Source organism: Gordonia sp. DT101 (assembly GCF_049844895.1).
GTDB lineage: Bacteria > Actinomycetota > Actinomycetes > Mycobacteriales > Mycobacteriaceae > Gordonia.
This window is the reverse complement of the sequence record NZ_JBNCLX010000002.1, coordinates 523438-548152: the sequence shown is the minus strand read 5'-3', so window position 1 is coordinate 548152 and position 24715 is coordinate 523438. Positions and strand designations below refer to the sequence as shown.

The 24715-nt window shown below is 67.2% G+C and carries 23 protein-coding genes and 1 pseudogene; 8 read left to right on the top strand and 16 right to left on the bottom strand.

Going from position 1 to position 24715, the window contains the following annotated elements:
• Positions 1 to 2: 2 nt before the first annotated feature.
• Both ACLQ3I_RS09100 and ACLQ3I_RS09095 read right to left on the bottom strand, forming a co-directional pair.
• Positions 3 to 1625, bottom strand: coding sequence for a hypothetical protein (locus ACLQ3I_RS09100; RefSeq protein WP_425801377.1), 1623 nt, complete (start codon positions 1623 to 1625; stop codon positions 3 to 5).
• A 99-nt stretch (positions 1626 to 1724) separates the two neighbouring features.
• Complete coding sequence (locus ACLQ3I_RS09095; protein ID WP_425792573.1) at positions 1725 to 2717, bottom strand: hypothetical protein; 993 nt, start codon at positions 2715 to 2717, stop codon at positions 1725 to 1727.
• 145 nt (positions 2718 to 2862) lie between these two features.
• Between ACLQ3I_RS09095 and ACLQ3I_RS09090 the strand changes: the two genes are divergently transcribed.
• Positions 2863 to 3690, top strand: a complete 828-nt coding sequence (locus tag ACLQ3I_RS09090; protein WP_425801930.1) for a hypothetical protein — start codon at positions 2863 to 2865, stop codon at positions 3688 to 3690.
• Between the two features lie 166 nt (positions 3691 to 3856).
• On the opposite strand, the gene ACLQ3I_RS09085 is transcribed toward ACLQ3I_RS09090, so the two are convergent.
• The 4 genes from ACLQ3I_RS09085 to ACLQ3I_RS09070 form a co-directional block, all read right to left on the bottom strand.
• A complete protein-coding gene (locus ACLQ3I_RS09085) occupies positions 3857 to 4543 on the bottom strand; it encodes a response regulator (RefSeq protein WP_425792572.1) in 687 nt (228 codons plus the stop codon).
• On the bottom strand, positions 4540 to 5955 hold the full coding sequence (locus tag ACLQ3I_RS09080) for a sensor histidine kinase (protein WP_425801375.1): 1416 nt from the start codon (positions 5953 to 5955) through the stop codon (positions 4540 to 4542). Before ACLQ3I_RS09080 ends, ACLQ3I_RS09085 begins: the two co-directional genes overlap by 4 nt.
• Before the next feature lie 151 nt (positions 5956 to 6106).
• Positions 6107 to 6439 (bottom strand): GNAT family N-acetyltransferase, encoded by a 333-nt coding sequence (locus ACLQ3I_RS09075; protein ID WP_425801373.1) that lies wholly within the window; start codon positions 6437 to 6439, stop codon positions 6107 to 6109.
• 64 nt (positions 6440 to 6503) lie between these two features.
• Positions 6504 to 7250, bottom strand: a complete 747-nt coding sequence (locus ACLQ3I_RS09070) for a phosphoglyceromutase (RefSeq protein ID WP_425792569.1) — start codon at positions 7248 to 7250, stop codon at positions 6504 to 6506.
• A gap of 79 nt (positions 7251 to 7329) precedes the next feature.
• Between ACLQ3I_RS09070 and ACLQ3I_RS09065 the strand changes: the two are divergent.
• A pseudogene (locus ACLQ3I_RS09065) lies at positions 7330 to 7644 on the top strand (hypothetical protein); the annotation flags it as partial.
• Between the two features lie 272 nt (positions 7645 to 7916).
• Here ACLQ3I_RS09065 and ACLQ3I_RS09060 read toward each other — a convergent pair.
• From ACLQ3I_RS09060 to ACLQ3I_RS09045, 4 genes are all read right to left on the bottom strand, one after another.
• Positions 7917 to 9521, bottom strand: coding sequence for an AMP-binding protein (locus ACLQ3I_RS09060; RefSeq protein WP_425801370.1), 1605 nt, complete (start codon positions 9519 to 9521; stop codon positions 7917 to 7919).
• A 190-nt stretch (positions 9522 to 9711) separates the two neighbouring features.
• Positions 9712 to 10323, bottom strand: coding sequence for a YbjN domain-containing protein (locus ACLQ3I_RS09055; RefSeq protein ID WP_425792567.1), 612 nt, complete (start codon positions 10321 to 10323; stop codon positions 9712 to 9714).
• Positions 10324 to 10327: 4 nt separating this feature from the next.
• On the bottom strand, positions 10328 to 11677 hold the full coding sequence (gene mshA, locus ACLQ3I_RS09050) for a D-inositol-3-phosphate glycosyltransferase (protein ID WP_425792566.1): 1350 nt from the start codon (positions 11675 to 11677) through the stop codon (positions 10328 to 10330).
• Positions 11678 to 11686: 9 nt separating this feature from the next.
• Positions 11687 to 11959, bottom strand: a complete 273-nt coding sequence (locus ACLQ3I_RS09045; RefSeq protein WP_425801368.1) for a hypothetical protein — start codon at positions 11957 to 11959, stop codon at positions 11687 to 11689.
• Positions 11960 to 11982: 23 nt separating this feature from the next.
• Here ACLQ3I_RS09045 and ACLQ3I_RS09040 point away from each other — a divergent pair, with 23 nt between their 5' ends.
• Positions 11983 to 13272: a cytochrome P450 gene (locus ACLQ3I_RS09040; RefSeq protein WP_425801365.1), complete on the top strand. Its 1290-nt coding sequence runs from the start codon at positions 11983 to 11985 to the stop codon at positions 13270 to 13272.
• The gene (locus tag ACLQ3I_RS09035) at positions 13265 to 13864 is read left to right on the top strand and encodes a TetR/AcrR family transcriptional regulator (protein WP_425792564.1); all 600 of its coding nucleotides are present in this window, start codon (positions 13265 to 13267) and stop codon (positions 13862 to 13864) included. The genes ACLQ3I_RS09040 and ACLQ3I_RS09035 overlap by 8 nt, the downstream gene beginning before the upstream one ends.
• A 17-nt stretch (positions 13865 to 13881) precedes the next feature.
• Here ACLQ3I_RS09035 and ACLQ3I_RS09030 read toward each other — a convergent pair whose 3' ends face one another.
• The gene (locus ACLQ3I_RS09030) at positions 13882 to 14265 is read right to left on the bottom strand and encodes a DUF5313 domain-containing protein (RefSeq protein ID WP_425792563.1); all 384 of its coding nucleotides are present in this window, start codon (positions 14263 to 14265) and stop codon (positions 13882 to 13884) included.
• A gap of 242 nt (positions 14266 to 14507) precedes the next feature.
• Here ACLQ3I_RS09030 and ACLQ3I_RS09025 point away from each other — a divergent pair, with 242 nt between their 5' ends.
• The 3 genes from ACLQ3I_RS09025 to ACLQ3I_RS09015 are packed head-to-tail and all read left to right on the top strand — an operon-like array spanning position 14508 to position 17234.
• Positions 14508 to 15443 (top strand): metal ABC transporter solute-binding protein, Zn/Mn family, encoded by a 936-nt coding sequence (locus tag ACLQ3I_RS09025; protein ID WP_425792562.1) that lies wholly within the window; start codon positions 14508 to 14510, stop codon positions 15441 to 15443.
• 4 nt (positions 15444 to 15447) lie between these two features.
• Complete coding sequence (locus tag ACLQ3I_RS09020) at positions 15448 to 16362, top strand: metal ABC transporter ATP-binding protein (RefSeq protein ID WP_425792561.1); 915 nt, start codon at positions 15448 to 15450, stop codon at positions 16360 to 16362.
• On the top strand, positions 16359 to 17234 hold the full coding sequence (locus ACLQ3I_RS09015; protein ID WP_425792560.1) for a metal ABC transporter permease: 876 nt from the start codon (positions 16359 to 16361) through the stop codon (positions 17232 to 17234). The genes ACLQ3I_RS09020 and ACLQ3I_RS09015 overlap by 4 nt, the downstream gene beginning before the upstream one ends.
• Positions 17235 to 17250: 16 nt before the next feature.
• Here ACLQ3I_RS09015 and ACLQ3I_RS09010 read toward each other — a convergent pair whose 3' ends face one another.
• A complete protein-coding gene (locus ACLQ3I_RS09010; protein WP_425792559.1) occupies positions 17251 to 17757 on the bottom strand; it encodes a DUF2599 domain-containing protein in 507 nt (168 codons plus the stop codon).
• 60 nt (positions 17758 to 17817) lie between these two features.
• On the bottom strand, positions 17818 to 18792 hold the full coding sequence (locus tag ACLQ3I_RS09005) for a DUF2510 domain-containing protein (RefSeq protein WP_425801362.1): 975 nt from the start codon (positions 18790 to 18792) through the stop codon (positions 17818 to 17820).
• A 160-nt stretch (positions 18793 to 18952) separates the two neighbouring features.
• On the opposite strand from ACLQ3I_RS09005, the gene ACLQ3I_RS09000 reads away from it, so the two are divergent.
• Entirely contained in the window at positions 18953 to 19987 is a 1035-nt protein-coding gene (locus tag ACLQ3I_RS09000; protein WP_425801927.1) for a beta-mannosidase, read from the top strand.
• On the opposite strand, the gene ACLQ3I_RS08995 is transcribed toward ACLQ3I_RS09000, so the two are convergent.
• The 3 genes from ACLQ3I_RS08995 to ACLQ3I_RS08985 are packed head-to-tail and all read right to left on the bottom strand — an operon-like array spanning position 19980 to position 24714.
• Positions 19980 to 21680 carry an ABC transporter gene (locus ACLQ3I_RS08995; protein WP_425792557.1) on the bottom strand — a complete coding sequence of 567 codons (1701 nt, stop codon included), beginning with the start codon at positions 21678 to 21680 and terminating at the stop codon, positions 19980 to 19982. The genes ACLQ3I_RS09000 and ACLQ3I_RS08995 overlap by 8 nt on opposite strands.
• Positions 21677 to 23194, bottom strand: a complete 1518-nt coding sequence (locus ACLQ3I_RS08990) for a glycosyltransferase (protein ID WP_425801360.1) — start codon at positions 23192 to 23194, stop codon at positions 21677 to 21679. Before ACLQ3I_RS08990 ends, ACLQ3I_RS08995 begins: the two co-directional genes overlap by 4 nt.
• Positions 23191 to 24714 carry a hypothetical protein gene (locus ACLQ3I_RS08985; protein WP_425801358.1) on the bottom strand — a complete coding sequence of 508 codons (1524 nt, stop codon included), beginning with the start codon at positions 24712 to 24714 and terminating at the stop codon, positions 23191 to 23193. Before ACLQ3I_RS08985 ends, ACLQ3I_RS08990 begins: the two co-directional genes overlap by 4 nt.
• Position 24715: the final 1 nt, after the last annotated feature.

Sequence of the window (24715 nt, the reverse complement as noted above, 5' to 3'; positions counted from 1 at the left end):
GCTCAGGTGGCCAACAGCACCAGTGGGCCGATCGTGACGATCAGTCCCACACCGAGCGCGAGAAGAGTGGTCGTGAGATCTTTCGTCCGCCGCACGAGATGCGCGAAGGTGACGATCCCGAAGATCACCAGTACGGCCAGCACCAGCGCGAAGTAGACGTTCCACTTCCACAGCTCGGTGAAGCCCCAGAACAATCCGACGCCGATCGCGAGACCGGCGATCGACTGTCCGATCACCAACAGCCACGCCACCGTCGGCGAGTGCTCGCTCCGGCCGGTGCCGCGCTCGGCGTCGGTGTGGTCGTCGTCGGTGTGGCCGTCGGTGACCGCACGTGTGGTCGCCGGCGCGACATCGCGATCGCTGGTCGTCGCCACCGGGTCGAGAGCCTCGGCACGAGCGGTCTCGATCGCCGCGGCGCGGCGACGGCCCGCACGGGTGCTGAGATCGTCGGGGCCGGGGCCGGGGCCGTCGGTCTCGTCGAGGTCGCTGCCTGTGGGCGCGCTGCCGGTCGGCGCGCTGTCGGTGGGTTCGTTGTGGGTGGGTGCGGCGTCGGTGTGAGCCGTGTCGAAATCCGGGCCGCTGGTGAGGTCACCGAGGTATTCGGTCCGGGCCTCGGCGGGGTCCGACGGCTCGGCGACGGCCGGTGCGGCGAACGCGGCGGTACGCCCCACTGACAGACCGTCGACGTCGGGCTCGGGGTCGGTGCCCGCGACGACCTGGTCTGGTTCGGCGAGGTCTGGTTCGGCGAGGTCTGGTTCGGCGGCCGCGACCTGCTCGCGCTCACGCGCCGCCGCGGGACGGGTGGAACGGTCGGACTTCGGTTTGTTCTTGAGCCAGCCGAAGCGTCGCTTCGGGGGCTCGGGCTCCTCACCGATGTCGGCGAACGCACGGTAGGCCTCGAAGTCGTCGACCCCTTCGGGCGCTTCCTCGATCACCTCGGCCGTTCCGGACGGGGACGCCAGGTCGTAGCCGTCGATGTCGTCGGGCTCCACGACCACCAGGTCGTCGTCATCCTCCACCACCGGGATGATCCCGGTCACCGCATTCGCGTTCTCCGAATCGGCGGCCGAAGGACGGCCCCGAGGTGCCGGCGCCGGCCGGTTGGTGCCGGTCTGGGGCGCGAATCGAGCGGCGACCGACGAGGCGCTGAAGTCCCGCGTGGAGGGCGAGGCATATCCGGGCATCCCGCTCGCGGTGGGACCGGACGGCCGGTCGGCCGGCGGCGCCGACGAGTCCGGACCGGGCCTCGGCGACGGGAAGGGCGACGGCGCCCGGTCCGCGACCGAGCGGTCCTCCGCATAGCGACGTGCGACCGGGTTCGCCGACCGCGGGAAGGCGCCTACGTCGTCGCGGCGAGCCTCCGGCGCGGGCGGTTTCGGAGCCGACCGGCGATTGCCACCGGCCTCCGGCTCGGCGGGACCGGCGTCGGCCGGGTCGGCCGACCGGACGCGCGGGATCTCACCGGTCAGTTCCGACACCGACACCGAACCCTCGCGGCCGACGCGACGCCTGCCGCGACCCTCGCGGCCACCGCCGGTGGCGGCACCGCCCTCCTCGCGACTGCGTGCCAGCAACTCCGACACGGAGATCGGCCGTGAGTCCGGTGCATCCGGTTCGTTCGCCATCAGAGTGCGCTCTCCGTCCTCGAGATCAACCCGCCCCCTCGCGGGACATCGTCATGTGTGTGTCCGATGTCCTCCGCGCCTGCGGATCGGGCACACCGGTCATCCAACGCCGCGGTCCACCACCCTGGTTCCCACGGCTCCGTCTCCGATGGACTCCGCCGACTCCGCCGGCTCCGAATCGAGCCGACGCAGGATGACCCCCTCGCGCAGCGCCCACGGACAGATCTCAAGTGTATCGACTGACAGCGCCCGCATGGCCGCCTCCGCCACGAGAGCGCCGGCGACCAGCTGACCTGCGCGGTCAGCGCTCACGCCCTCGAGTTCGGCACGATCGTCACGAGTCATCCGTGAGATGAACGAGATCAGCTGACGCAACCCGCTCGACGTCAGCTGCCGTTTCGCACGGGGGCCGGCACTCGACGGCGCCGCACCGGTCAGCCGCGCCAGACTCCGGAAGGTCTTGGACGTGCCGACGGCAAGATCGGGTTTGCCCGGGTCGATGAGTTCTTTCGCCGCAGGCCGCAACTCGGCGTCGAGCCAGTCCCTCAGCACCGACACCCGGCGGCGGTCCGGCGGGTCGCCGGGCAGCCACTCCCGCGTGAGCCGGCCGGCACCGAGCGGTACCGACAGCGCCACCTCGGGTTCCTCGTCGACCCCGTTGGACATCTCCAGCGACCCGCCGCCGATGTCGAGCGCGAGAATGCGGCCGGCGCTCCAGCCGTACCAACGCCGCACCGCCAACGACGTCAGGCGCGCCTCGTCGGGACCGGAGAGCACCGCGACCTGCACGCCGGTCTTCCGTGCGACCTCGGTGAGCACCTCGTCGCTGTTGCTCGCATCGCGAACCGCCGACGTCGCGAAGGCCATGATCTGCTCGCAGCCCGACGACGATGCGATGTGGGTGAACTCGTCCACCGACTCGATGAGCTTGGCTGCCGCGCGATCGGACAGGCGGCCGCGGTCGTCGATCTGCTCGGCGAGGCGCAGCACGGATTTGGTGGAACTCATCGGGGTGGGATGGCCACCGCGGTGGGCGTCGACCACCAGCAGATGAACCGTGTTGCTGCCCACGTCGAGCACTCCTAGACGCACGTCCTCAAACCCTACTGCGTCGTCGACCACGCCACACCGGAGACCCATGCAGCGGTCCGCGGCGTGGCACGTCCCCGCTCGACACGCGAAGACGGCGCCGACGGTTACCGTGGACACCATGGCCCGCACCGAAGCATCGACGCGCATGAAACCTGCGCCCGAGGTGGATCTCGACTTCCCGCGTGAATGGTACGAATTCATCGATCCCGACAATTCCGAACACGTCATCCGGGCGGACCTGACGTGGTTGCTCTCCCACTGGACATGCGTGTTCGGGACGCCGGCATGCCAGGGCATCATCGAGGGTCGCGAACACGATGGCTGCTGTAGTCACGGCGCCTATCTGTCCGACAAGGACGACCGCCGGAAACTGGCCGAAGGCGTGGCCATGCTGACTGCCGACGACTGGCAGTTCCACAAGAAGGGCTCCGGCAAGGACCCGCTCGGTCCTCGCGGTTATCTCGAAGAGGGCGACCTCGACGACGAACCCGCGCTCAAGACTCGAAAGTACAAGGGCGCCTGCATCTTTCTGAATCGACCTGGCTTCGAGGGTGGGGCCGGGTGCGCATTGCACTCGATGGCGCTGCGGCGGGGGCTCGAACCGCTCACCGTGAAGCCCGAGGTGTGCTGGCAACTCCCGATGCGTCGCGAGGAGAGCTGGGTGGAACGCCCCGACGGCACCGAGATCCTCCAGACCACCATCACCGAGTTCGACCGACGAGGCTGGGGCGAGGGCGGACACGACCTCCAGTGGTACTGCTCCGGATCGCCGGACGCGCACGTCGGCGCCACCCAGGTCTGGGAGTCCTACGGCCCGGAGCTGACCGAGCTGATCGGCCGACGCGCCTACGAGGAGTTGGCCGCCGCGTGCCGACGCCGAAACGGACTGGGCCTGATCGCGATCCACCCGGCCACCGCCGCCGCGACGACCCGGCGGGAGACCGACATCAAATACGAGCTCCTGGAGGACTGAGCTGCGTCTCGAGGCCGAGACACCCACCCTTCGCGCCGACCGTGCGCAGAATTCCGCCGACCGGGTACAGTTTCTCGCCGATCGTGCGGACACGACGACGTCGTGCGCACGGTCGGCGAGATTCTGTGCACGATCGGCGGGGACGCCGAGTCCTCCGCCCGGCGGACTACGGCTCGAACTTGTAGCCCAGACCGCGGACCGTCACGAGGTGTTTGGGAGTGCCCGGGTCGGGTTCGATCTTGGACCGCAGACGCTTGACGTGGACGTCGAGGGTCTTGGTGTCACCGACGTAGTCGGCGCCCCAGACCCGGTCGATCAGCTGCCCACGGGTGAGCACTCGTCCGGCATTGCGCAGCAGGTATTCGAGGAGGTCGAACTCTTTCAGCGGCAACGTGGTCGACTGACCGTCGACCGCGACCGTGTGGCGCTCCACGTCCATCCGCACCGGCCCCTCCTCCAGCACGCCGATGGTCAGATCCTCCTCACCCCCGTCGCCGCCGCGGCGCAGAACCGCACGGATGCGCGCGATCAGTTCGCGCGCCGAGTACGGCTTGGTCACGTAGTCGTCGGCGCCCAGTTCGAGTCCGACGACCTTGTCGATCTCACTGTCACGAGCGGTCACCATGATCACCGGTACCCCGGACCGTGCCCGCAGTGACTTGCAGATCTCGGTGCCCGACATGCCGGGCAGCATCACGTCGAGAAGAACGATGTCCGGGCTGACACGGTCGAACGTGGTGAGCGCCTGGGCCCCGTCGGTGACGACGCTGGCCTCGAATCCCTCTTTGCGAAGCAGGAAGGCCAATGGGTCGGCCAACGATTCCTCGTCCTCGACGATCAATACGTGCGTCACCTATGCAATTCCTTCGGTCGACTCGGATGATCCGATCCGGCGTTCGACGCCGGATCGCGGTGTGCGGGCAGGACGAGATCGTCGTCGAGAAACTCGGGGGTCAGATCCTGCGGAATGCTGAGGGTGAACGTCGATCCGGTGCCGGACTTGCTCCACAAGCCGATGGTGCCCCCGTGATTGGCGGCCACGTGCTTCACGATGGCCAGACCCAGACCGGTGCCGCCGGTGAGGCGCGACCGTGCCTTGTCCACCCGGAAAAATCTCTCGAAGACGCGCTCCTGATCGTCGGGCGCGATGCCGATGCCGCGATCGGTCACCGCCAGGGCGACCATCGGCCGTCCTTCGGTGGTGGTGATGCGACGACTGATGGAGACCGTGGTGTGGGGAGGCGAATACGCGATGGCGTTGACCACGAGATTGGACAGGGCGGTCAGCAGGAGCCTGCGGTCACCGCGCACCGTGAGTCCGGACGGCTCGTCCGCGCGCATGGTGATCGAGGCTGCTTCGGCGGTGGTCGTCGCGGTGTCGATCGCCTCGGAGACCAACTCGTCGACGTCGACCCTGGCGAACTCCGACGTCTCGCCACCCTGCAGCCGCGAGAGGGCGATGAGTTCGCTGACCATGTTGCCCATGCGATCGGATTCGACGAGCACACGACGTCCGAAGTGTTCGACGGACTCCGGGTCGTCGGAGGATTCGAGGAGGGCCTCGGCCAGCAGGCCGATCGCACCGACCGGGGTCTTCAACTCGTGCGAGACGTTGGCGACGAAGTCGCGCCGCGTCGCCTCCACCCGGGAATGTTCGGTGTCGTCGACGCCGAAGACCACGGCGTAGCGCTCGTCGTCGTGCGCGACGAGGCGCACGAGACAGCGCACCGATTCGACATTGCGCGCGGTGGTGCGCCCGGTGGAGATGAAGCCGAGCGACGACTGGGTCGGGGTGAACTCGAAACGTGCCTCCACCTCGGTGTCGAGGACTTCTTTGGCCGCATCCCATACGGCGTCGGCGAGCAGCCGGTCACGGACGACACCAAGTTCGACGGCCTGATGGTTGTAGAGGACGACGTCGCGGAATCGGTCCACCACCGCGACCGCGCTCTCGCTGTTGCGCACGATGAGGCTCAGCAGTCCGGCCTTCGTCATCCGCCCGTCGTCGGTGGTCACATCGACATCGGTGTCGCGCAGCTCGGCCGCCTCGTCCACCTCGCGCGGCGCGTGCGCGGCGTGCACCCGCGATTCGAGCAATGCCGTCGCCACTTGGGCCGAGGTCGCCTGCGGCGAACTCGTCCTGGGGGCGGAGAACGGTCTCCACGCACGGCCGGCGCTCCAACTCCGCCCGCGCCAGCCGAGTCCGACGACCACTCCGCAGACCAGTGCGAGCGCGAAAGCCGCGACCAACAATGCAACGGTCACAATTGCAGCTTACGGCGCAACAAACGCCCACTGCACATTCCCGACCATTGTTCCGCGGCTGTTCACCCGGTGTTCGACCGTTCCGCCACACCGCCGGTAGGTGGTTGCTACGGCGGGCGATCCCATCACCCGTGAACGTCCGGGGCGCCGATCACTGCGGTACCGGAACCGCCATGTCCGCATACTCGGGGTGCTGTGAGATGAAGCGCTGCACATACGAACAGACCGGCATCACCTGCTTGCCGGTCGCGCGGATGTCGTCGAGCACGTACCGAACGAGTTGTCCCGCATAGCCGTGACCGCTGAACTGCTCACGGACGACGGTATGGGTCAGCACCACCTGATACGGCTCCGAGACATAGTCGAGATAGCCGACCATCTCCTCGTCGCCGCTTCCGTCGGCCGCCGGATCCGCAGGCAAGATCGCTTCGTACCGCTCCTGAGCAGGGGAATGGGTGATGCGTAAGGTCCCGACATTCGCCATGGCATCCAATGTAGCGCGCGTCACACCATCGGCACCATGACGATTTTGTTACAGCTGGCCAGAGCTACTTCTGCCCTTGGGCCGCAACGGCTGCGGCGCCCGCAGCGGCGGCTTCCGGGTCCAGATAGGTCCCCCCGGGATTGAGGGGTTTCAGGTCATCGTCGAGGTCGTAGCGCAACGGGTTGCCGGTCGGGATGTTGAGGCCGGCGATGTCGGCGTCGGAGATGTCGTCGAGGTACTTCACCAGTGCGCGCAGCGAGTTGCCGTGGGCAGCGACGAGCACCGTCTTGCCCGCCTTGATGTCGGTCGCGATGCTCTCGGTGAAGTACGGGATCATGCGAGCGACGACGTCCTTGAGGCATTCCGTCAGCGGCACCTCGGCGAGATCGGCATACCGCGGATCGTCGGATTGGCTGTACTCGGCGTCACGCTCGATGGGCGGTGGCGGGGTGTCGTAGCTGCGACGCCACAGCATGAACTGTTCCTGGCCGTACTTCTCTAGGGTGTCCGCCTTGTTCAGGCCCTGCAGCGCGCCGTAGTGACGCTCGTTGAGACGCCAGTCGCGCTTGACCGGAATCCAGTGACGATCCGACTTGTCGAGCGCGATCTGCGCGGTCTGGATCGCCCGGCGCAGCACCGACGTGTAGAGAATGTCGGGCAGCAGGTCGTGTTCGACGAGCAACTCACCGGCACGGACCGCTTCGGCCTCGCCCTTCTCGGTGAGCGCCACATCGACCCAGCCGGTGAACTGGTTCGACGCGTTCCACTCGCTCTCGCCATGCCGCATCAGAATCAAGGTGCCGTTGCTCATGGGAAGAGTTTCGCATAATCAGCACGGGGTCACCCGTCCGCTCCCGAACGGCCACGAACCCGCCTCAGCACGATCAATAATGCGCAATTCGGTCAAATCGGGTCCAGCTTCTCTACAGACCGTCAGCGCGGAAACCGGCGCGCCCGGCGCCGGAGAGTCCGAACAGGCCGAACTCAGACGTGTGCTCGGATGGAAGCTGCTGCTGCTCTTCATCATCGGCGACATCCTGGGAACCGGCGTCTACGCCCTCACCGGCCAGGTGGCCGGCGAGGTCGGCGGCGCGGCCTGGGTACCGTTCCCGATCGCCTTTGCCGTGGCCACCCTCACGGCGTTCTCATACCTCGAACTCGTGACCAAATACCCGCAGGCAGCGGGTGCCGCACTCTACGTACACACGCCGCCTCGCTCCGCTCGGAGGCTACTCGATCAGCGGAGGTGGGCCACTCGAAGACGTGAACCGACGGGAACCATCCAACCAACCGCTGGTCGAGTAGCCGCGACGAAGGAGCGGCGTATCGAGACCACTTGTGCTGCAGGTGATCTCGATACGCCGCCTCGCTCCGCTCGGAGGCCACTCGATCAGCGGAAGTGGGCCACTCGATCAGCGGAAGTGGGCCACTCAATCAGCGGAAGTGGGCCACTCGATCAGCGGAGAGGGCTGTCCGGTCAGCGGCGCAGGTCCTTGCGCAGGATCTTGCCCGACGCCGACTTCGGGATCGCATCGATGAACTCGACAGCCCGAACCTTCTTGTGCGGCGCGACCTTTGCCGCGACGAACTCGATGACGTCGGCCTCGCTCAGCTCGGCGTCGGCCTGCTTCACAACGAACGCCTTCGGGATCTCCTCGCCGTCGTCGTCGTTGACGCCGATGACCGCGGTGTCGGCGATCTCGGGGTGCGTGAGCAACAGCGCCTCGAGTTCGGCCGGCGGGACCTGGTAGCCCTTGTACTTGATGAGCTCCTTGAGCCGGTCGACGATGTAGACGCATCCGGTCGGGTCGACCTGCGCCATGTCACCCGTGTGCAGGTAACCGTCGGCGTCGATGGTGTCGGCGGTGGCCTGCTCGTTGTTGAGGTAACCGAGCATGACGTTCGGGCCCTTCACCCACAGTTCCCCGGGTTCCGACAGCCCGTCCGTCGGCAGGTCGATCTCGTCGCCGGTGGCCGGGTCGACGATCTTGTTCTCGGTGTTGGGAATCGCCCAGCCGGTGGACGAGAGCGGCGGCTCGTCAAGTCCGAGAGCAGCTTTCGTATCGACCGGGATCTGGTGACTGACCGGCGACAACTCGCTCATGCCGTAGCCCTGCAGCATGTGCAGCTTCAGCCGCTTCGCGACCGCCTTGCCGAGCTCGTCGTCGAGGGGCGCGGCGCCCGACATCATGACGCCCAGCGACGACAGGTCGTAGTCGTCGACGATCGGGTGCTTCGCCAGTGCGACCGCGACCGGCGGTGCGATGTAGGCGCTGGTGACCCTGTAGGTCTGGATGTTCTCCAGGAACTCGACGAGGTCGAAGCGCGGCATGATGACCAGGCGGCCGCGGTTGTACAGGGCGGCGTTGAGCAGCACCGTCATGCCGTAGATGTGGAAGAACGGCAGCACCGCGATAACCACGTCGTCGTGGGTCATCCCCTGCAGCGGTTTGATCTGGGCGACGTTGGCCACCAGGTTGCGGTGGCTGAGTGCGACGCCCTTCGGGTTGCCGGTGGTGCCCGAACTGTAGGGCAGCGCCGCCACGTGGGTGGCCGGATCGATCGTGATGTCCGGCGCGGGCAGATTCGGCCCCAGCAGGTCGACCGCGTTCGGATGACCCGAGCTCTTCTGCCCCTCGCCGTCGAGGACGATCAGGTTCTCGTCGGCGATGCCGACCTCCTTGGCGGCCGCGGCCGCCTGCTCGAACATCGGCGAGACGGTGATGAGCATCGTCGCGTTCGCGTTCTTCAGCTGCTTGGCGATCTCCGTCGCGGTGAACAGCGCATTGATCGTCGTCGCCGTGCCGCCGGCACGCAGGATCCCGTGGAAGACCGTCGCGAAGGCAGGAGCGTTCGGCGACAGGACGCCGACCACATCTCCGACCCCGATCCCGCGAGCCGCCAGGGCGCCTGCTGCCGCATCGATCTGGCCGATCAGCCGGCGATAGGTCGTTTCGTCACCCGACTTCGGATCGACCAGGGCCACCCGGTCGAGATCCTCGTCGGCGATCGACCCGAACAAGAAGTCGTAGACACTCACGTTGGGGATCTCGACGTCGGGATAGGGACTCTTGAAGCTCATGACACCTCCGTTGGTGATTTCCGGGCGCAATCGTAGCAATACTCGTTGTCAAGTTCCGCCCGAAGGCAATGTCCACATCGTCCGATTTCACCGCATATGGCGATTCGGGTCTGCGCAGGCACAACTCTACGAGACGACCCCGGTCGCCGGGACCGCGCCCACGCCCTCGGTCGGACGGTCCGGGTCCTCGTCAGTCCAGGTCATCGGCCGAATCGCCCGACCGTTCCCCCACCGCATCGACCGACGTCACGCCCGGCTCGTAGCGGTCCGGCAGCGGCTCGCCGGGTTCGGGCAGCGACTCCTTGTCGATCAGATGCTCGAACGCGAGCAGATTGCGCAGGGACTCGCCGCGCGACACCCGCCACGCCCATTCACGTTGGATCGAGGCGAGGAAGCCTATCTCCAGGAGCGTGTTGAAGTCGCCGTCGGCGGCCTCGAGGACCTGACCGAGTACCCGGTCGAGTTCGTCGGCGCTCAGCGCGTCACCCGAGATGCGGCCGACCAGGTAGATGTCGCCCGTGTTGTCGATCGTGTACGCGACCCCGTACAGCCGTCGGTTGCGCCGGAGCAGGTACCGATAGACGCCTTCGTGGTTCTCGTCCGGGCGCCGGCACACGAACGCCTCCACCCGGACGCCGTGCGGACCCGCGGTCAGCAGCACCGTGGTCGTCAGTTTTCGCTCGCCGGGCAGTTCGAGGACGAGGTGATCGGCCTGGGCGCCGCCGGCATCCTTGCGACTGAACGAGATCTCCCGTTCGGTCAGGGCGGTTTCGAGCACTTCGACGATCTCGGCCTGATTCACTCGATCATCCTTGTCCCACGCTCATCTTGGACCGGCGCCTGCGCCAGCGCCGGGAACCGCGTCGTACCGTGGCCGCTCCGGCGGCCGCCGGGTTCCGGGTGGCGAACGACTGCATCGCGGCCGAATAACTGGAGAGCAGCTGGGTCGAGGTGTGCTCCCACGAGAACTGCTCGGCGTGCGCACGGGTGTTCTGCCGCATCGCCGCCAGGCGGTCGGGATCGGCGAGGAGCCCCCCGAGCGCGTGCGACCAGTCCTCGACGTCGTGCCCGTCCACCAACACCCCGGTCCGGCCGTCCGCCACGGCCACGCTCAGGCCTCCCACGTCGGCGGCCACCACCGGGGTGCCGCAGGCCTGCGCCTCGATGGCGACCAGCCCGAAGCTCTCCGAATAGCTCGGCACGGCAACCAGATCCGAGGCGCGATACACCTGGGCGAGCCGATCGGCGGACTGCGGCGGGAGGAAGGTGACGGAGTCGGCGATCCCCAGGTCCGCGGCCAGATCGATGAGGGCGGTGGGTTGCGCCAGGCCGGTCCCCGACGGCCCGCCGACGATGAGGACCCGGACCGGTCGCCCCTGCCTGCGCGACCGCTCGACGATCGGCGCGGCCGCCGCCAGCAGCACGTCCGGAGCCTTGAGCGGCTGGATCCGCCCGACGAAGGTCAGCACCGTCTCGTCGTCACGGAGACCGAGTTCGGCGCGCGCCCGAGCACGCGGCCCCGGCGAATAGACATCGAGATCGGCGCCGGGCGTCACCACGTCGATACGCGAGCGGTCGGCGTTGTACATCGACACCAGCTCGGTCGCCTCGGTCTGGGTGTTCACCACCATGCGATCGGCCTCGTCGACCACCTGCTGCTCGCCGATCACCCGCAGCATGGGTTCGGCGGTGTCGCCCTTCGCCAGCGACGCGTTCTTCACCGCGGCCAGTGTGTGCGCGGTGTGCACCAACGGCACTCCCCATCGGTCCCGCGCGAGCCAGCCGACCTGGCCGGACAACCAATAATGCGAGTGGATGAGGTCGTAGTAGCCGGGCTTCTGCATCGCCTCGGCGCGCAGGACGCCCGCGGTGAACGCACAGAGCTGAGCAGGCAGATCACGTTTGTCGAGACCTTCGAACGGTCCGGCCACGACGTTGCGGACGGTCACCCCCGGAGCTGCCTGCACGCTCGGCGCGTCCGACGACGACGTCGCGCGGGTGAAGATCTCGACCTCGACCCCGCGACGGGCCATCCGCGTCGCGGTCTGCCAGACGTAGACGTTCATCCCCCCGGCGTCGCCGGTACCCGGCTGCGCCAGTGGTGACGTGTGCACGGAGATGAGTGCCACGCGCCTCGGCAACGGGGGGCTGGTCATCCCTCCACCTTAGAGAAAGTCGACGGAGCCACTCGGCCCGGCCGCGTCGACGTCCCGCGCGCACCCGTCCACTCGTCGAGCGGGCGCAGCTTTCCGCCGAGCGGGCACAGAATTCAGCCGAGCGTGCGCACCGCTCCCCGGGTGCGCCCGGTGGGCGAGATTCTGCGCCCGCTCGGCGAGATTCTGCGCCCGGTGGGCGAGATTCTGCGCCCGCTCGGCGAGATTCTGCGCCCGCTCGGCGAGGTTTTGCGCCCGGTCAGCGAGCGGCGGTTGACACTTCATCCAAAGTGTCTAATCATCGAAACATGTCAACCGAAGTGTCTGAACGCGCAGAGTACGTCTTACGGTCGGGACCCTCGTGGGCGGACCCGCATCCGATGTACGCGGCGCTCCGCGAACGGTCACCGGTGCACCGCGTGGCCGCCGACGCCGGCAACGGCGCCGCAGGCGACTTCTGGGTCCTGACCCGCCACGCCGACGTCATGGCCGCGGCGAATGACACCTCGACCTTCTCCTCCGCACAGGGACTCACGGTCACCTATGGCGAGCTCGATGCCATCGGCATGGCCGACCACCCCCCGATGGTCATGCAGGACCCGCCGTCGCACACCGAGTTCCGCAAGCTGGTTGCACGCGGCTTCACCCCGCGGCAGGTCATCGAGGTGGAACCGAAGGTCCGCGAGTTCGTCACGGAGCGCCTCGACCGACTGCCCACCGATGCTCCCGCCGACATCGTCGGCGAGCTCTTCAAGCCGCTGCCGAGCATGGTGGTTGCCCACTATCTCGGTGTGCCCGAAGAGGATTGGTCCCGCTTCGACGGCTGGACCCAGGCGATCGTGGGTGCCGCATCCGGCGTCGGGGGGATGGCGGCGGCCGGCGAGTCGGCGGGCGCGGCGACCATGGAGATGCTCTCGTACTTCACCGAACTCGTCGACCACCGCAAGCGCCACCCCGCCGACGACACGGTCTCGCAGCTCGTCGCCGCGGGCCTCGCCGACGACCCCGACGATCCCGGCGGCCTGCTCTCCATCCTGGCGTTCACCTTCACCATGGTGGCCGGCGGCAACGACACGACGACCGGCCTGCTCGGCGGCAGCGTCGCGCTACTCCACCAGCACCCGGATCAACGGCGACGGCTCGTCGACGATCCGGACCTGATCCCCGGGGCCATCGACGAGTTCCTCCGCCTCACCTCGCCCGCACAGGGATTGGCGCGCACCACGACCCGCAACGTCTCCTACCCGGCGCCTGATGCGCAACGAGTGGGTCATCTGCCGCCCGATGCGCCCGACGGCACCGTCACGATCCCCGCGGGCCGCAAGGTGCTGCTCTGCTACGGGTCGGCCAACCGCGATCCCGAGGTGTACGGACCCGATGCCGACGTCCTCGACGTCACCCGCCGGCCCCGCAACATCCTCACCTTCAGTCACGGCAACCATCACTGCCTCGGCGCCGCAGCGGCTCGGATGCAGGGACGGGTCGCGCTGACCGAGCTACTCGCCCGCCATCCCGAGTTCACGGTCGATGTCGACGGGATCGTGTGGGCCGAGGGCAACTACGTTCGACGACCGACTTTCGTCCCGTTCCATGTCTGACACGCCGGCGGCCGACTGGCTTGCGCCGGAACGGGCCGAGCTCGCCGCGCAGCGCATCCTCGACATCGCCGAGCGGATGTTCGTCGAGAAAGGGGTGTCCGCGGTGACCATGCGCGACATCGCCTCGGCCACCGGATGTTCGCGTGCCACGTTGTACCGCTATTACCCCGGGAAGTCGGAAGTGCTTGCGGCCTACGTCGATCGGGCGGCCGCCGAGTTGGGGTCAGCGGTCGGTGCGGCCACCCGGCACGAGTCCGATCCGGGTGCCAGGCTGGTCGCCGCGGTGACCACCGCGGTCGGCGGAGTGCGATCGAATCCCGCACTGTCGGCGTGGTTCGTCTCCGATGCCGCTGGTCGGTCGGCGAACCTGGCACTGCTCTCGCCCGCCATCGAGGAGATCGCGGTGGGATTCCTCGGCGACATCGCGCCGGGTACCAATCCGGCCGAGCAACGCGACCGCGCGAGGTGGGTGGTGCGCGTCATCGTGTCGCTGTTGACGAGCCCCGGCGAGACCGCAGCAGAAGAGCGAGAGATGCTGCAGCGATTCGTCGTTCCGGTCGTGACGACCGGGGCACGAGGACCCGTCGACTGATCCGTCCGACGGATGCGTCACCGGCCGCGATACTTCCTCCGGTACTCGTCGTACAGGTCGGCGTTGCGCTCGCGCTCGAGTTTGTTGACCAGGTCGGGATCGAGTCCGTGCTGGCTCAACCGATGTCGCCGGTACACCCGGTTGAGTGCGATCGAGAAGAAGATGTACGGAATGATGATCGGGATCGTCATGGTCAGCCGCACCGACAGGTCGGCCGGCACGAACATCATCGGGGTGATCAGCAGCAGACAGGGGATCGCCCAGCGCACGACCATCCGAACCGTGGCGCCGGGACCCGCCAGATCATGGGCCACCCAGTCGGTCATCGACTGCGGAAGTTTCGCCCCGTAGGCGTATCGCACATACTGCAGGGCCGTCGGGGTCGTGCGTTGATCGGTCATGCGGCACCGCTACGTCGCATCCCGCTGATACGCCGACCCATGTCCGAACTCCTTGTCGCCGATGCCCCGCGGTCCGAGCGTAGTCACAGTGCCTCGCTCCGTCAGAAATTCGATAGTACACGATTAAATCGATGGCGATTCCTCGCCGCAGACCATCGTCGATCCGCCCGATTCGCCGACCGAGCCGGCGCTCACCTACACTGCTGTCGGAAACGATTGTCATTTGCGTGAGCGGAGAACAGATGAGGCGAACACTGGCTGCGACCGTGGCCCTGCTCGGCGCCGGGGCCCTGGCCCTGGCCGGGTGCTCGGGCACCGACGCCGGCAACTCGTCCGGCACACCGACGGTGGTCACCTCGACAAATGTGTGGAGTTCCGTCGCCTCGGCGGTCGCCGGCGACAAGGCCACCGTCACCTCGCTGTACACCAACTCCGAGGGCGATCCGCACGAGTTCGAGCCGTCGGCAGCCGACACCGCCGAGGTCACCGATGCCGACGTCGTCGTGTTGAACGGCGGCCACTACGACGCCTACATGGAGGACGCCGTCAAGGACTCGGAGGCGACTGCGATCAACGCCTACGACGTCCTTGCGGGCGAGAGCCACGAGGGTGGTGACGACGGCGACCACGACCACTCCGATCTGAACGAGCACGTCTTCTACGATCTTTCGGTCGCCGCGCAGGTGGCGACCCAGGTCGGTGACGCACTCGCGGCCAAGGACCCCGGCAACGCCGACACCTTCCGTGCCAACGCGAAGGCCTTCAACGAGAAGATCACCGGTCTGCGTGGGCAACTCGCCGCCATCAAGGCAGCTCACGATGGGACCAAGGTTGCGCAGACCGAGCCGCTGGCGGGCTATCTGCTCGACGAGGCAGGGCTGGTCGACGCGGCACCCGCCGGATTCACCCAGTCGGTCGAAGAGGGCCAGTCACCGTCGGCCGCCGACCGGGCCGCGATGGACGATCTGCTCACTTCGCGCACCATCGGCGCCCTCGTCTACAACACCCAGGCGGTGGACTCGGTCACCGAGAGTGTGCTGGAGACCGCCCAGAAGGCCGCCGTTCCGGTGGTGAAGTTCACCGAGACCCTGCCCGACGGCGTCACCGACTACATCGCGTGGCAGTCCGGTCAGATCCAGGCGTTGAGCGCCGCACTGGGTGAGCATGCCGCACACTGACATCATGGCTGATCCCGACCACAGGGCCGACCCAGCGGCCACGCCGACGACCGCCGTCGGGCCGGAGCCGGTGGCCACCTTCGAGCACGGACGACTCGCCTTCGGCTCGCGGGTGCTCTGGGAGGACCTGAATCTGCGCATCTCGCGCGGCGAGTTCATCGCGGTGCTCGGACCGAACGGTTCCGGCAAGACCTCGTTCCTGCGCTGCCTACTCGGCCAATACCCGCTCGACGCCGGCCGGCTCGAGGTCACCGACGCCATCGGCTATATCCCGCAGCAGCACGCCGACGACGCCGACCCGATGGCCATGCGCGGCCGCGACCTCGTCGGCTTCGGCGTGGACGGCGGCCGGTGGGGCATCGGACTGCGCGGCCGATCGCGTCGCAAGCGGCTCGTGGACGCCGCACTCGCCGAGGTCGGCGCGACCGCCTATGCCGACGCCCCGATGGGGCTGCTGTCCGGTGGCGAGCAACAACGCCTGCGGGTGGCCCAGTCGCTCACCGGCGACCCGACATTGCTGCTGTGCGACGAACCGCTGTCGAGCCTGGACCCGACGAATCAGCAGCTCGTCGTCGAACTCATCGACGAACGACGACGGAAGGCCGACACCGCTGTCGTGTTCGTGACCCACGAGCTCAACCCGATCCTCCCCTACGTCGACCGGGTGCTCTACCTGGTCGGCGGACATTTTCGGATCGGCACCCCCGACGAGGTGATGACCACCGAAACCCTCTCGAACCTCTACGGCAGCGACGTCGAGGTGTTGCGGGTCAACGGACGACTGCTGGTGATCGGCGGCGAGGACGCCCATCACTGCGAGCACCGGCCCGAGCCGACCACGTCCGCAACAGCGCCGTCCGCAACAGCGCCGTCCGCAACCCAGCCGGGCGACGACGGAGGGCGGTCCGGCCTCACATGACCGTCGCAATCCCTCAGGCGGCCGCGGAGATACAGATCAGCAGACTCTGGGATTTCAGCGAGACCGCCGAACTCCTCGGGCGTGGCTTCGTCCAGCAATCACTCATCGCGCTTGCACTCCTGGGCCTGCTCGGCGGCATCCTCGGTCCCCTCATCGTGGCCCGGCAGATGTCCTTCGCAGTCCACGGCATCAGCGAGTTGTCGGTGACGGGCGCCTCGGCTGCCCTCCTGCTCGGCATCAGCATCAACGTCGGCGGGGTGATCGGCGCGGTCGTCGTGGCCGCGGTCTTCGGCTTCATGGGCAACCGTGCGCGCGAACGCGATTCGGTGATCGGCGTGGTGATGGCCTTCGGCCTCGGCCTCGGTGTGCTGTTCCTGTCGCTCTACGGCAGCGCGCGAACAGGTTTCGCGATGTTGACCGGGCAGGTGGTGAGCGTGGGCACCGGCGGCTTGACCGCGGTCGCGATCACCGCCGTCGTGGTCGTCGTCGGCATGGCGGTGATCTATCGCCCGTTGCTGTTCGCGTCGCTCGACCCGCGGGTGGCCCGCGCGCACGGCGTGCCCATCCGGCCCCTGTCGGTGGTGTTCGCCGTGTTGATGGGCCTCGCCTGCGCGCAGGGCGTCCAGATCATCGGCGCCCTGCTGGTGATGTCGTTGCTGATCACGCCGGCCGCGGCCGCCGCTCGCCTCACCGCGAATCCGACGACAGTGCTGGTGCTGTCGGTGGTGTTCGCGGAGATCGCCGCGGTGGGCGGACTGATCCTGTCACTCGCGCCGGGTCTACCGGTTTCGGTGTTCGTCACCACGCTCTCGTTCGTGATCTATGTGGTCTGCCGGTGGGCCGGACACCGACGGCACTTCGCGACCCGCTGATCCCCGCCCGCAGGCCTCACTCCTCCGGGCCACCCGGATTGCACCGGGTCTCGATCATCACCTGATCGGTCACCACGGGTCGCGACGGCTCGAGGTTCCAGCTGGGTTTGTTCGGTTCGACCAGCCGCGCGAACTGCCAATGGCAATCGAACTGGGCTCGCATCCCCGGGGTGTCGGCGTCCGGTGCCTGCGCGAGGACCTCGTGCCAGGCGACATCGGCACCGCGCGGATCGTCGGTGCGCCTGCCCGACGTCGTCGGGTGCACCTGCAGGCTCGGGCCGACCGCCGTCTGCACCCACTCGACATGGTCGACGTAGGGCGGGTCGAAGACCGGTGCCGGGCTCTCGACCGCACCGGGCACCGACGTGGTCGTCGTTGTCGTCTCCGGCGCCGACACCGAATTCCCCGAGACCTCACCGGACGACCCACATCCGGACATCGCGAATGCGACGACCAGGACAGCGCAGACGATTCCGACGATGCTGCCCACGCACCGAGCGGCAGAAACCCGATCGACACCCATGAACCGAACTCTATTGGACAGTTCGACGCGCCGGCCGAACAGAGCCCGGAGGTCCGGTGATCACCGCAGTCTCGCGAGGAGCGCAGCAGCGATCGATGGCGACGAGTTCCGCTGGAAGATGAAGATCGATGCGAGCTGACGATTCGATACGTTCAGCCGCAGGCCGTCGGCGTACTGCTCGATGGCCACGAGCTTGTCATAGCGGAACTCGAGAGTCCGTTTGCGCCCGATGAACACCGCACGACGATCGGTGATCACCAACTGCCCGGTGTCCTGCTCCTTCAGCTCACTCCCGACCACCACGCTGCGGCCACGGACGTCACCCACCCGGTAGGTGAGCCCCTTCGCCAACCGCACCGAGACACCGCGAGAGCCGCCGCGGAATTCACGTACGTCTGTCTCCTTCATGAGGGATACCCGCGGTGCGTAATACGCGACTTCGTCCGGCTTCGTCAGCAGTGGCGCGTCCTCGTCGACCGGAAGCCGGCCATCGTTGATCTGCGCAACCACGAGATCTTCGAGAAGTTCGAAGTCTCGAACCGCGAGATCCTCGTAAGGTACGGCCAGAGCCGAGGCGAGGTCCTCGAGATGCTGTTCCTCGTCGGTGCTGACGATGTCGTCGGCAAGGACATCGTGCGCGGCCACGCGGAACACCTCCCAGGCCTTGTCCTCATACTTCTTCCCCCGGTACAGGTCACGGGCACTCGCCACCATGGCCGGCAGTGCGCGCAACGCCGTGCGGTCGCCATGGGCAGCGCTGACGGCGGTCGTCTCGAAAGCGTCCCTGGCCTCGCGGCGGTCACGCCAGAACGGCCGATGATGGTGGGGCGCGGGCGAGGCGGACCGATCCGGCGCTTCTGGCGCCCTGGTCGGAACACCGGCGGATACCGCCGGACCCGACGGCTCGGTCGACGCGAGGGGATCGATGCCTTGCTGCCCGGCGTCGGCGACGTGCTCGGTCCATGTCTGACCGTTCCAATAACGGAATTGGTGCCGACCTGCCGGGTCCGGATACCAGGCGGGAGGAGCGCTCATCTCGGCCACTGTAACGCCCACCCCCGCGTCGTGCGCTGAAATACCGCGCGCCGAGGAGCAAACTCGGTACCCTCCGCTGGTGGGATGGCTTCGAGCGGTTCCCCGCCTGTGCGCCACCCTGATCGTGGCGTCCGTCGTCGCGACCGGATGCTCCCAGTCGATGTCCGCCCCTTCGTCGTCCGGCCACGATTTCGGCGGTCGCGTCGCCACCACCGACAACGGGCTACTTCTCGACGGGCACCCGTGGTGGCCGACCGGTTTCAACGCCTATCAACTCGGCACCGACTGGTCGGTCAACCGCGGCTGCGGGGCCGAAGTGAATCTCGACGACTACTTCGCCCGACTCCCGCCGCACGCGCTGACCCGGGTCAACCTCTACGCGATGTTCGTCGTCGACAAGAAGACCGGCCTGGTGGACTACGGCCCGCTCGACGCGGTGTTCGACGCCGCCACCCGCCACAGGCAGATGGTGCTGCCGGTCCTGACCGGCAGCTCCGGCGACTGCGAGGACGGGAAGTTCAAGGACCGGGCCTGGTACGGCAACGCTTGGCAGAGCCGCAAATCCCTGGGCGGTATGACATTTGCCGATTGGCTGTCCACCGCGGTGACCCGCTGGAAGGGACGGCCCGTGGTGGCCGGTTGGGAACTCGTCGGTGAACCCGAGGCCGGCGTCTGCAGCACACAGGGATGCAATTGGCAGGTCCGTCAGTGTCCGGCCGGCGGAGCAGACGTGCTGCGCACCTTCTTCGACCAGGCCGGCGAACGACTGCACTCCATCGACCCTCACCGCCCGATCTTCTCCGGTTTCATCGGCGGCGATCAATGCGGACTCACGGGCGCCGATTACGAGAGAGTCGGCGCCTCGCCCCAGATCGACGTGCTCGACTTCCACGACTACGGCGGCGGCCCCACCGATTACGGCCCCGCCGGCAGCGACCTCCCGACCCGGATTCAGCAGGCCCACACGCTACGAAAGCCCATCATGGTCAACGAGATCGGGATCACGGCCGGCAGCTGCCTGCCGGTCGCCACCCGCGCCGATCAGTTTCGCAAAAAGCTCGCCCAGCAACGGTCGGCGGGCACGGCCGGCGGCCTGTTCTGGGCGTTCGTGCCGGATCCTCGACCCAGCGAGTGCACCTACGACATCGGTCCCGACGATCCGGCCTGGAAGGTCGTGGCGGACACCGTCAGTTGACGGTGTCCGCGGGGTCGATCTCGGACTCGGTCAGTTCGGCTGCGGGTGTGACCCGATAGATCCGCCAATCCGGCAGGTCCGCACCCTGATTGCGGGCCTCGAGGACGAGCACTCCGATACCGGCACCGTTCTCGTACAAGGTGGGATACCGGATGTTGAGGGCGTCCGACGCCCCACGTCCGGTCGGCGGAACCGACAGCATCAGCTGGACACCGTGTGCGACAGGGTCGTTGAGGATCGTGGCGAAGTCCTGGTCCGAGGGGATCACGAACCGTTTGGGATGCTCGGACTGTGCGATGACGGCGAACCCGTAGACGGTGTCGCAGAGCACGCTGCCGTCGGGCAGGTTCAGCCGATCGAGATATTGCGCCAATGACCGTTCGGTGGAGAACGAGCGTACGGTGCGCTGGGCGTCGAGAGACTTCTGATCCACCGCATCCGGATTCGGCGTGACCACCTGCGTCAGGGCGTACTCCTGGGGTGCGTACTTCTTGGATGTCATTCCCCACGCGGTCACGGGGACGGCCACCACCATCGTGACGACAGCGGCCACACCCAGCATGAAGTGCCCCCTTGTCCGGGCATCGACCATGTCCGGCATGCGCGCGTAGGCACCGAGCCGCCGGACCGGAGTCGATCGACGAGCCGGATTGGTGATGAACGCGATGATCGTCGCCAACAGAACCACGGTGATGTAGAACCGCAGGAACCCGAACGTGGAACCCCGGGCATAGGTGAAGATCTGGAAGAACAGGACGGAGCCGATCAGCGGAAGCGGCGCGAGTACGGGCCCCATCCGTCCCCACCGCCGCCGGGCGACCAGCACGATGGTCAACAGCAACGGGAAGAGGGGTGCAAGGATGAGGACCTCGACGATCGAGAAACTCAACGCTCGGAACGGCCCTCCCGTGCCGCCGCCGCCGGACTGCTCCAGGATGGCGGTGTTGCCGTATTGCGAGCTCAGCTGCGCGAAGAGGTCACCGGTGATCAGCCAGCTGGTGATGGCCCACACCACGAAGGCGACCGCGCTCGGGAGAGCGATCAGCCCCATGTCGAGGATCGCCCGGGAGAGCCGATTGTCCCGATCGGCGCGTCGGTAGGTGACGATGAAGACCACGATGCCCGCTGCCAGCGCCGCCGCGGCACCGTCGTATCGGGTCAGGTAGGCGAAGCCGAGAGCCATTCCGGCGGTGACGAGTTCGTGCACGTCGTCGGTATCGATCCACCGCATTCCGCGCCGCGCCGCCCATACGAGGAAGAACAGATACGGCGCCTCGCTCATACCGTTCGCCGCGTAGAACACGATCATCGGGTTGGCCGCGTAGCAGATGGTCACCGGGATCACGATGTGCTTCGCGACCCCGCGGTCCCGGGCGATCCCGGACACCTGGATCACCGAGCCGGCCATGAACGCCGACGACATGACCGCCGCTGAGATCGCCGACGTGGTCATCGCGGGGAAGATCGGGGTCAGCGCGGTCAGCGGCAACTGTACGAGCGCCGTCAACGGGGTGAAGATGAAGCCGATCGCCGAGACGTGCGGCTCCCGGCTGAACAGGACGCTCTGCGCGGATTGCACGCGCGAGAGCGAGTCCCCCACATAGAACCGGACATCGGTGGCCAGATAGACACCCACCACGAGGTAGACGACCCAGACGATCGCGAAGAGCGCGATGATCTGCCGGCGACTCATGCCGACCCGCTCTCGGCGGGCTCGGGCACGGAATCGCCGGCATCCAGGGCATCATCAGCACTGCTCGACAGCCCGTGGAAGGTCTTCTCCCAGTACGACGGATTGAACAGCATCTGCCACATGCCCTTGATGGCCGCGACACTCATCAGCACCCAGTATGCAGGCACCATCAGGGCGGACCAGAGAAGCTTGCTCCGGCCGTCTTCGCGGATCGAGACGAGGTTCATGTAGATGGCCGCCCCGTTGCCGAAGATCAACGACACGAGCGACAGGTAATAGATCGGGCCGGGGAAGATCTCCGCGAACACCTTCGGCTGTCCGGCCAGCCAGATCACCATGATCAGCCAGAACACCATGTTCATGCACGCGATCACCGGGGTCCCAGCGATCAGCAGGGTGAACCGGTACCACGCGACCGGACCGAGGATGCGCCACAGCGCCACCGGGCGGCGCATGTGCACCAGCCACGTCTGCATGTAGCCCTTGTACCAACGTGATCGCTGCCGCACCCAGTTGATCGGATCGACGTTGGCTTCTTCCAGGGTCAGCGAATCGAGCACGGCCGTCCGGTATCCGCGTCCGGCGATCCGCACGCCGAGGTCGGCGTCTTCGGTCACGTTGAACGGATCCCACGCACCGATGTCGTCGAGGACGTCACGGAGGAAATGATTCGAGGTGCCGCCCAACGGGATCGGTGCGCGACTGACCATCAGACCGGGCAGCAGGTAGCTGAACCAGATGCCGTAGTCGGCGGTGAACCACTCGGTGAGGATGTTGTCGCGTGAGTTGTGGAAGTTGAGTTTGCCCTGCACGCACACGACCGTGTCGTCCGACGCACGGAACGCCGCGACCGCGCGACGTAACTGGAGCGGATCGGGCAGGTCCTCGGCGTCGTAGATGGTGACGATGTCGCCGGTCGCGAAGTGCAATCCGTAGTTGCAGGCCTTGGGTTTCGTCCGCGGCTGCGCGGGCGGCACCAGGACCACGGTCACCATCTCGTTGTCACCGACGTCGCGGGCGGCGGCGATCGTCGGTTCGTCATCCTCCTCGAGAAGCAGCAGGACCTGGAGCTTGTCGTGTGGATACTCCAGTGATTCCATGGCCCCGATGAGGTCCCCCACGACCTCTGGCTCGCCGTAGGCCGGCACGAGCACGGTGTAGGGCGGCAGGTCGGCGTCGGCGATGGCGCGGGCCTGCTCGTCGGTGATCGCGATCGCCCCACTGACCAATCCTCGCCGGAAGATCGTGACGCGGTCGATGAGCGCCAGGATGTAGACGACGGTGGCGACCGACATCAGAGCCGCCGTGGCGCCGATCGGGAACACCACGACCAACGCCACGATGACCGCGAGGGTGCCGAGGCCGATGATCTTCTGGCCGCGGCTGAACGGCACCGACGCGGTCATCAGCGGGTCCTCGTCACGCAGCCGCTCGACGGCGTCGTACAAGGCGGCCTGGCGATAGTCCTCGTCGGCCATCAGTTCGTCGATGGGGCGACCGCCGCGGGTGCTCATGAGGCTCCCTTTCCGATCGCGTCCACCTGCGCGTTGATGAGGTCCTCGGCGCAGCCGACGAGGAGATCCATGTCCTTGAACTGCGGTTCGAGGTCGGCGGTCACCGAGTTACCCCGGAACAGCACGGTCAGGAAGGTGTTCAGGTTGTGGGCGACAGTGATGTCCGGGGACGGGAACACCGCATCGGGATCGTGGTTGTCGACCGAGACGAGCATGACCTGTTGGGTGTGCTCACCGTCGTTCCAGAGCCAGTAGAGCCTGTTGTAGGTCAGGTAGCTCTCGTCGTCCACCACCGTCTGCAGGCGCGCGGTCACCCCGTGCGGGAGGTCGACGTCGATCGACTTGCTGAACCGGTCGCCGACGAGGTCGGCGAGGAAGAACACCGGATACACCTGGAAGCTCAACGGTTTCGACGTTTCGATCGTGTTCGCCATGATTTTTCGAGGACGTGCGAACTTGTCGAACTCGAGGCTGCCCTTCGACTGGTAGATGTCCTGCGAGGTCATCACCGCATCGCGCCCGTAGAGCCGGGTCACCCAGTCGTAGCCGGTCACCGAGCCCTGTACCCATCCGGGCGGGACGATCAGCGGCGGACGGGTGTCGAGTCCGGGGACTCGTTGGTTCGGGACGTTGCCGTAGGACGGGATCGGTACGAAGAACATCCCGATCGCGAGGACCACCACCACGAGAGCCGGGCGTCCGACCTTCCCCACACAAACCGGGTACATGGGCCTCCCGAGAGGACTCCAGGACGCACCGTGCTGGCGGCGATAGTCGACGTACAGCCACGCACTGGCCACGAGCGCGGCACCCACGGCCGGGACTGTCTGGAACACCACCCGCGGCGCATCCGGGAACAGGGCCCACACCCCGACGAGGGCCAGCATGCCCACGACGCCGGCGATAGCTGCGCCGGCGAGCCCCCGACGTGGGGTCCGTGCGGTCGCGACGGCGGTCGCGGTGGCACCGAAGACGACCATGATCGTGCCGGCGGCGAAGGGACCACCTCCCAGCGGCAAGACCAGCACCCGGTAGGGCACCGGAAAGATCACCAGCAGCAGGAACCACGCCCACCGGTACCGGGCAGCCGGTCGTAAGCCGAACACCAGACAACAACTGCCCAGCAGAAACATCCACAGGCCCAACAGGTCCACATGCGTGGTCAGATAGGCGCCGGAGTACCTGAGGCTCATCGCCTTCAGGGTGATCGAGATGAGGAGGAGGAGGATCCCGACGATGCCATCGGTCTGCCGGTCGTGGATGGGCAATTCGATGCCACGGCGCCACGACACCCCGATGGCCGCGATGATCACCAGGACCACGGCAGCCGGTATGTAGGTGATGATCGTCTGGGCACGCATCTCCGCGATGACGGCCACGAGGGTGGTCCAGAACGCCAGCGTCGTCGCTGCGACCACGAACACCCACCGGAACGCCACGACGGCGGCCGGGTTCTGCGCGATCCGCTCGCGGAGTCCCGGACCGCGCGCCGCGGGCGCCGGTGCGGTGTCGACGGTCATG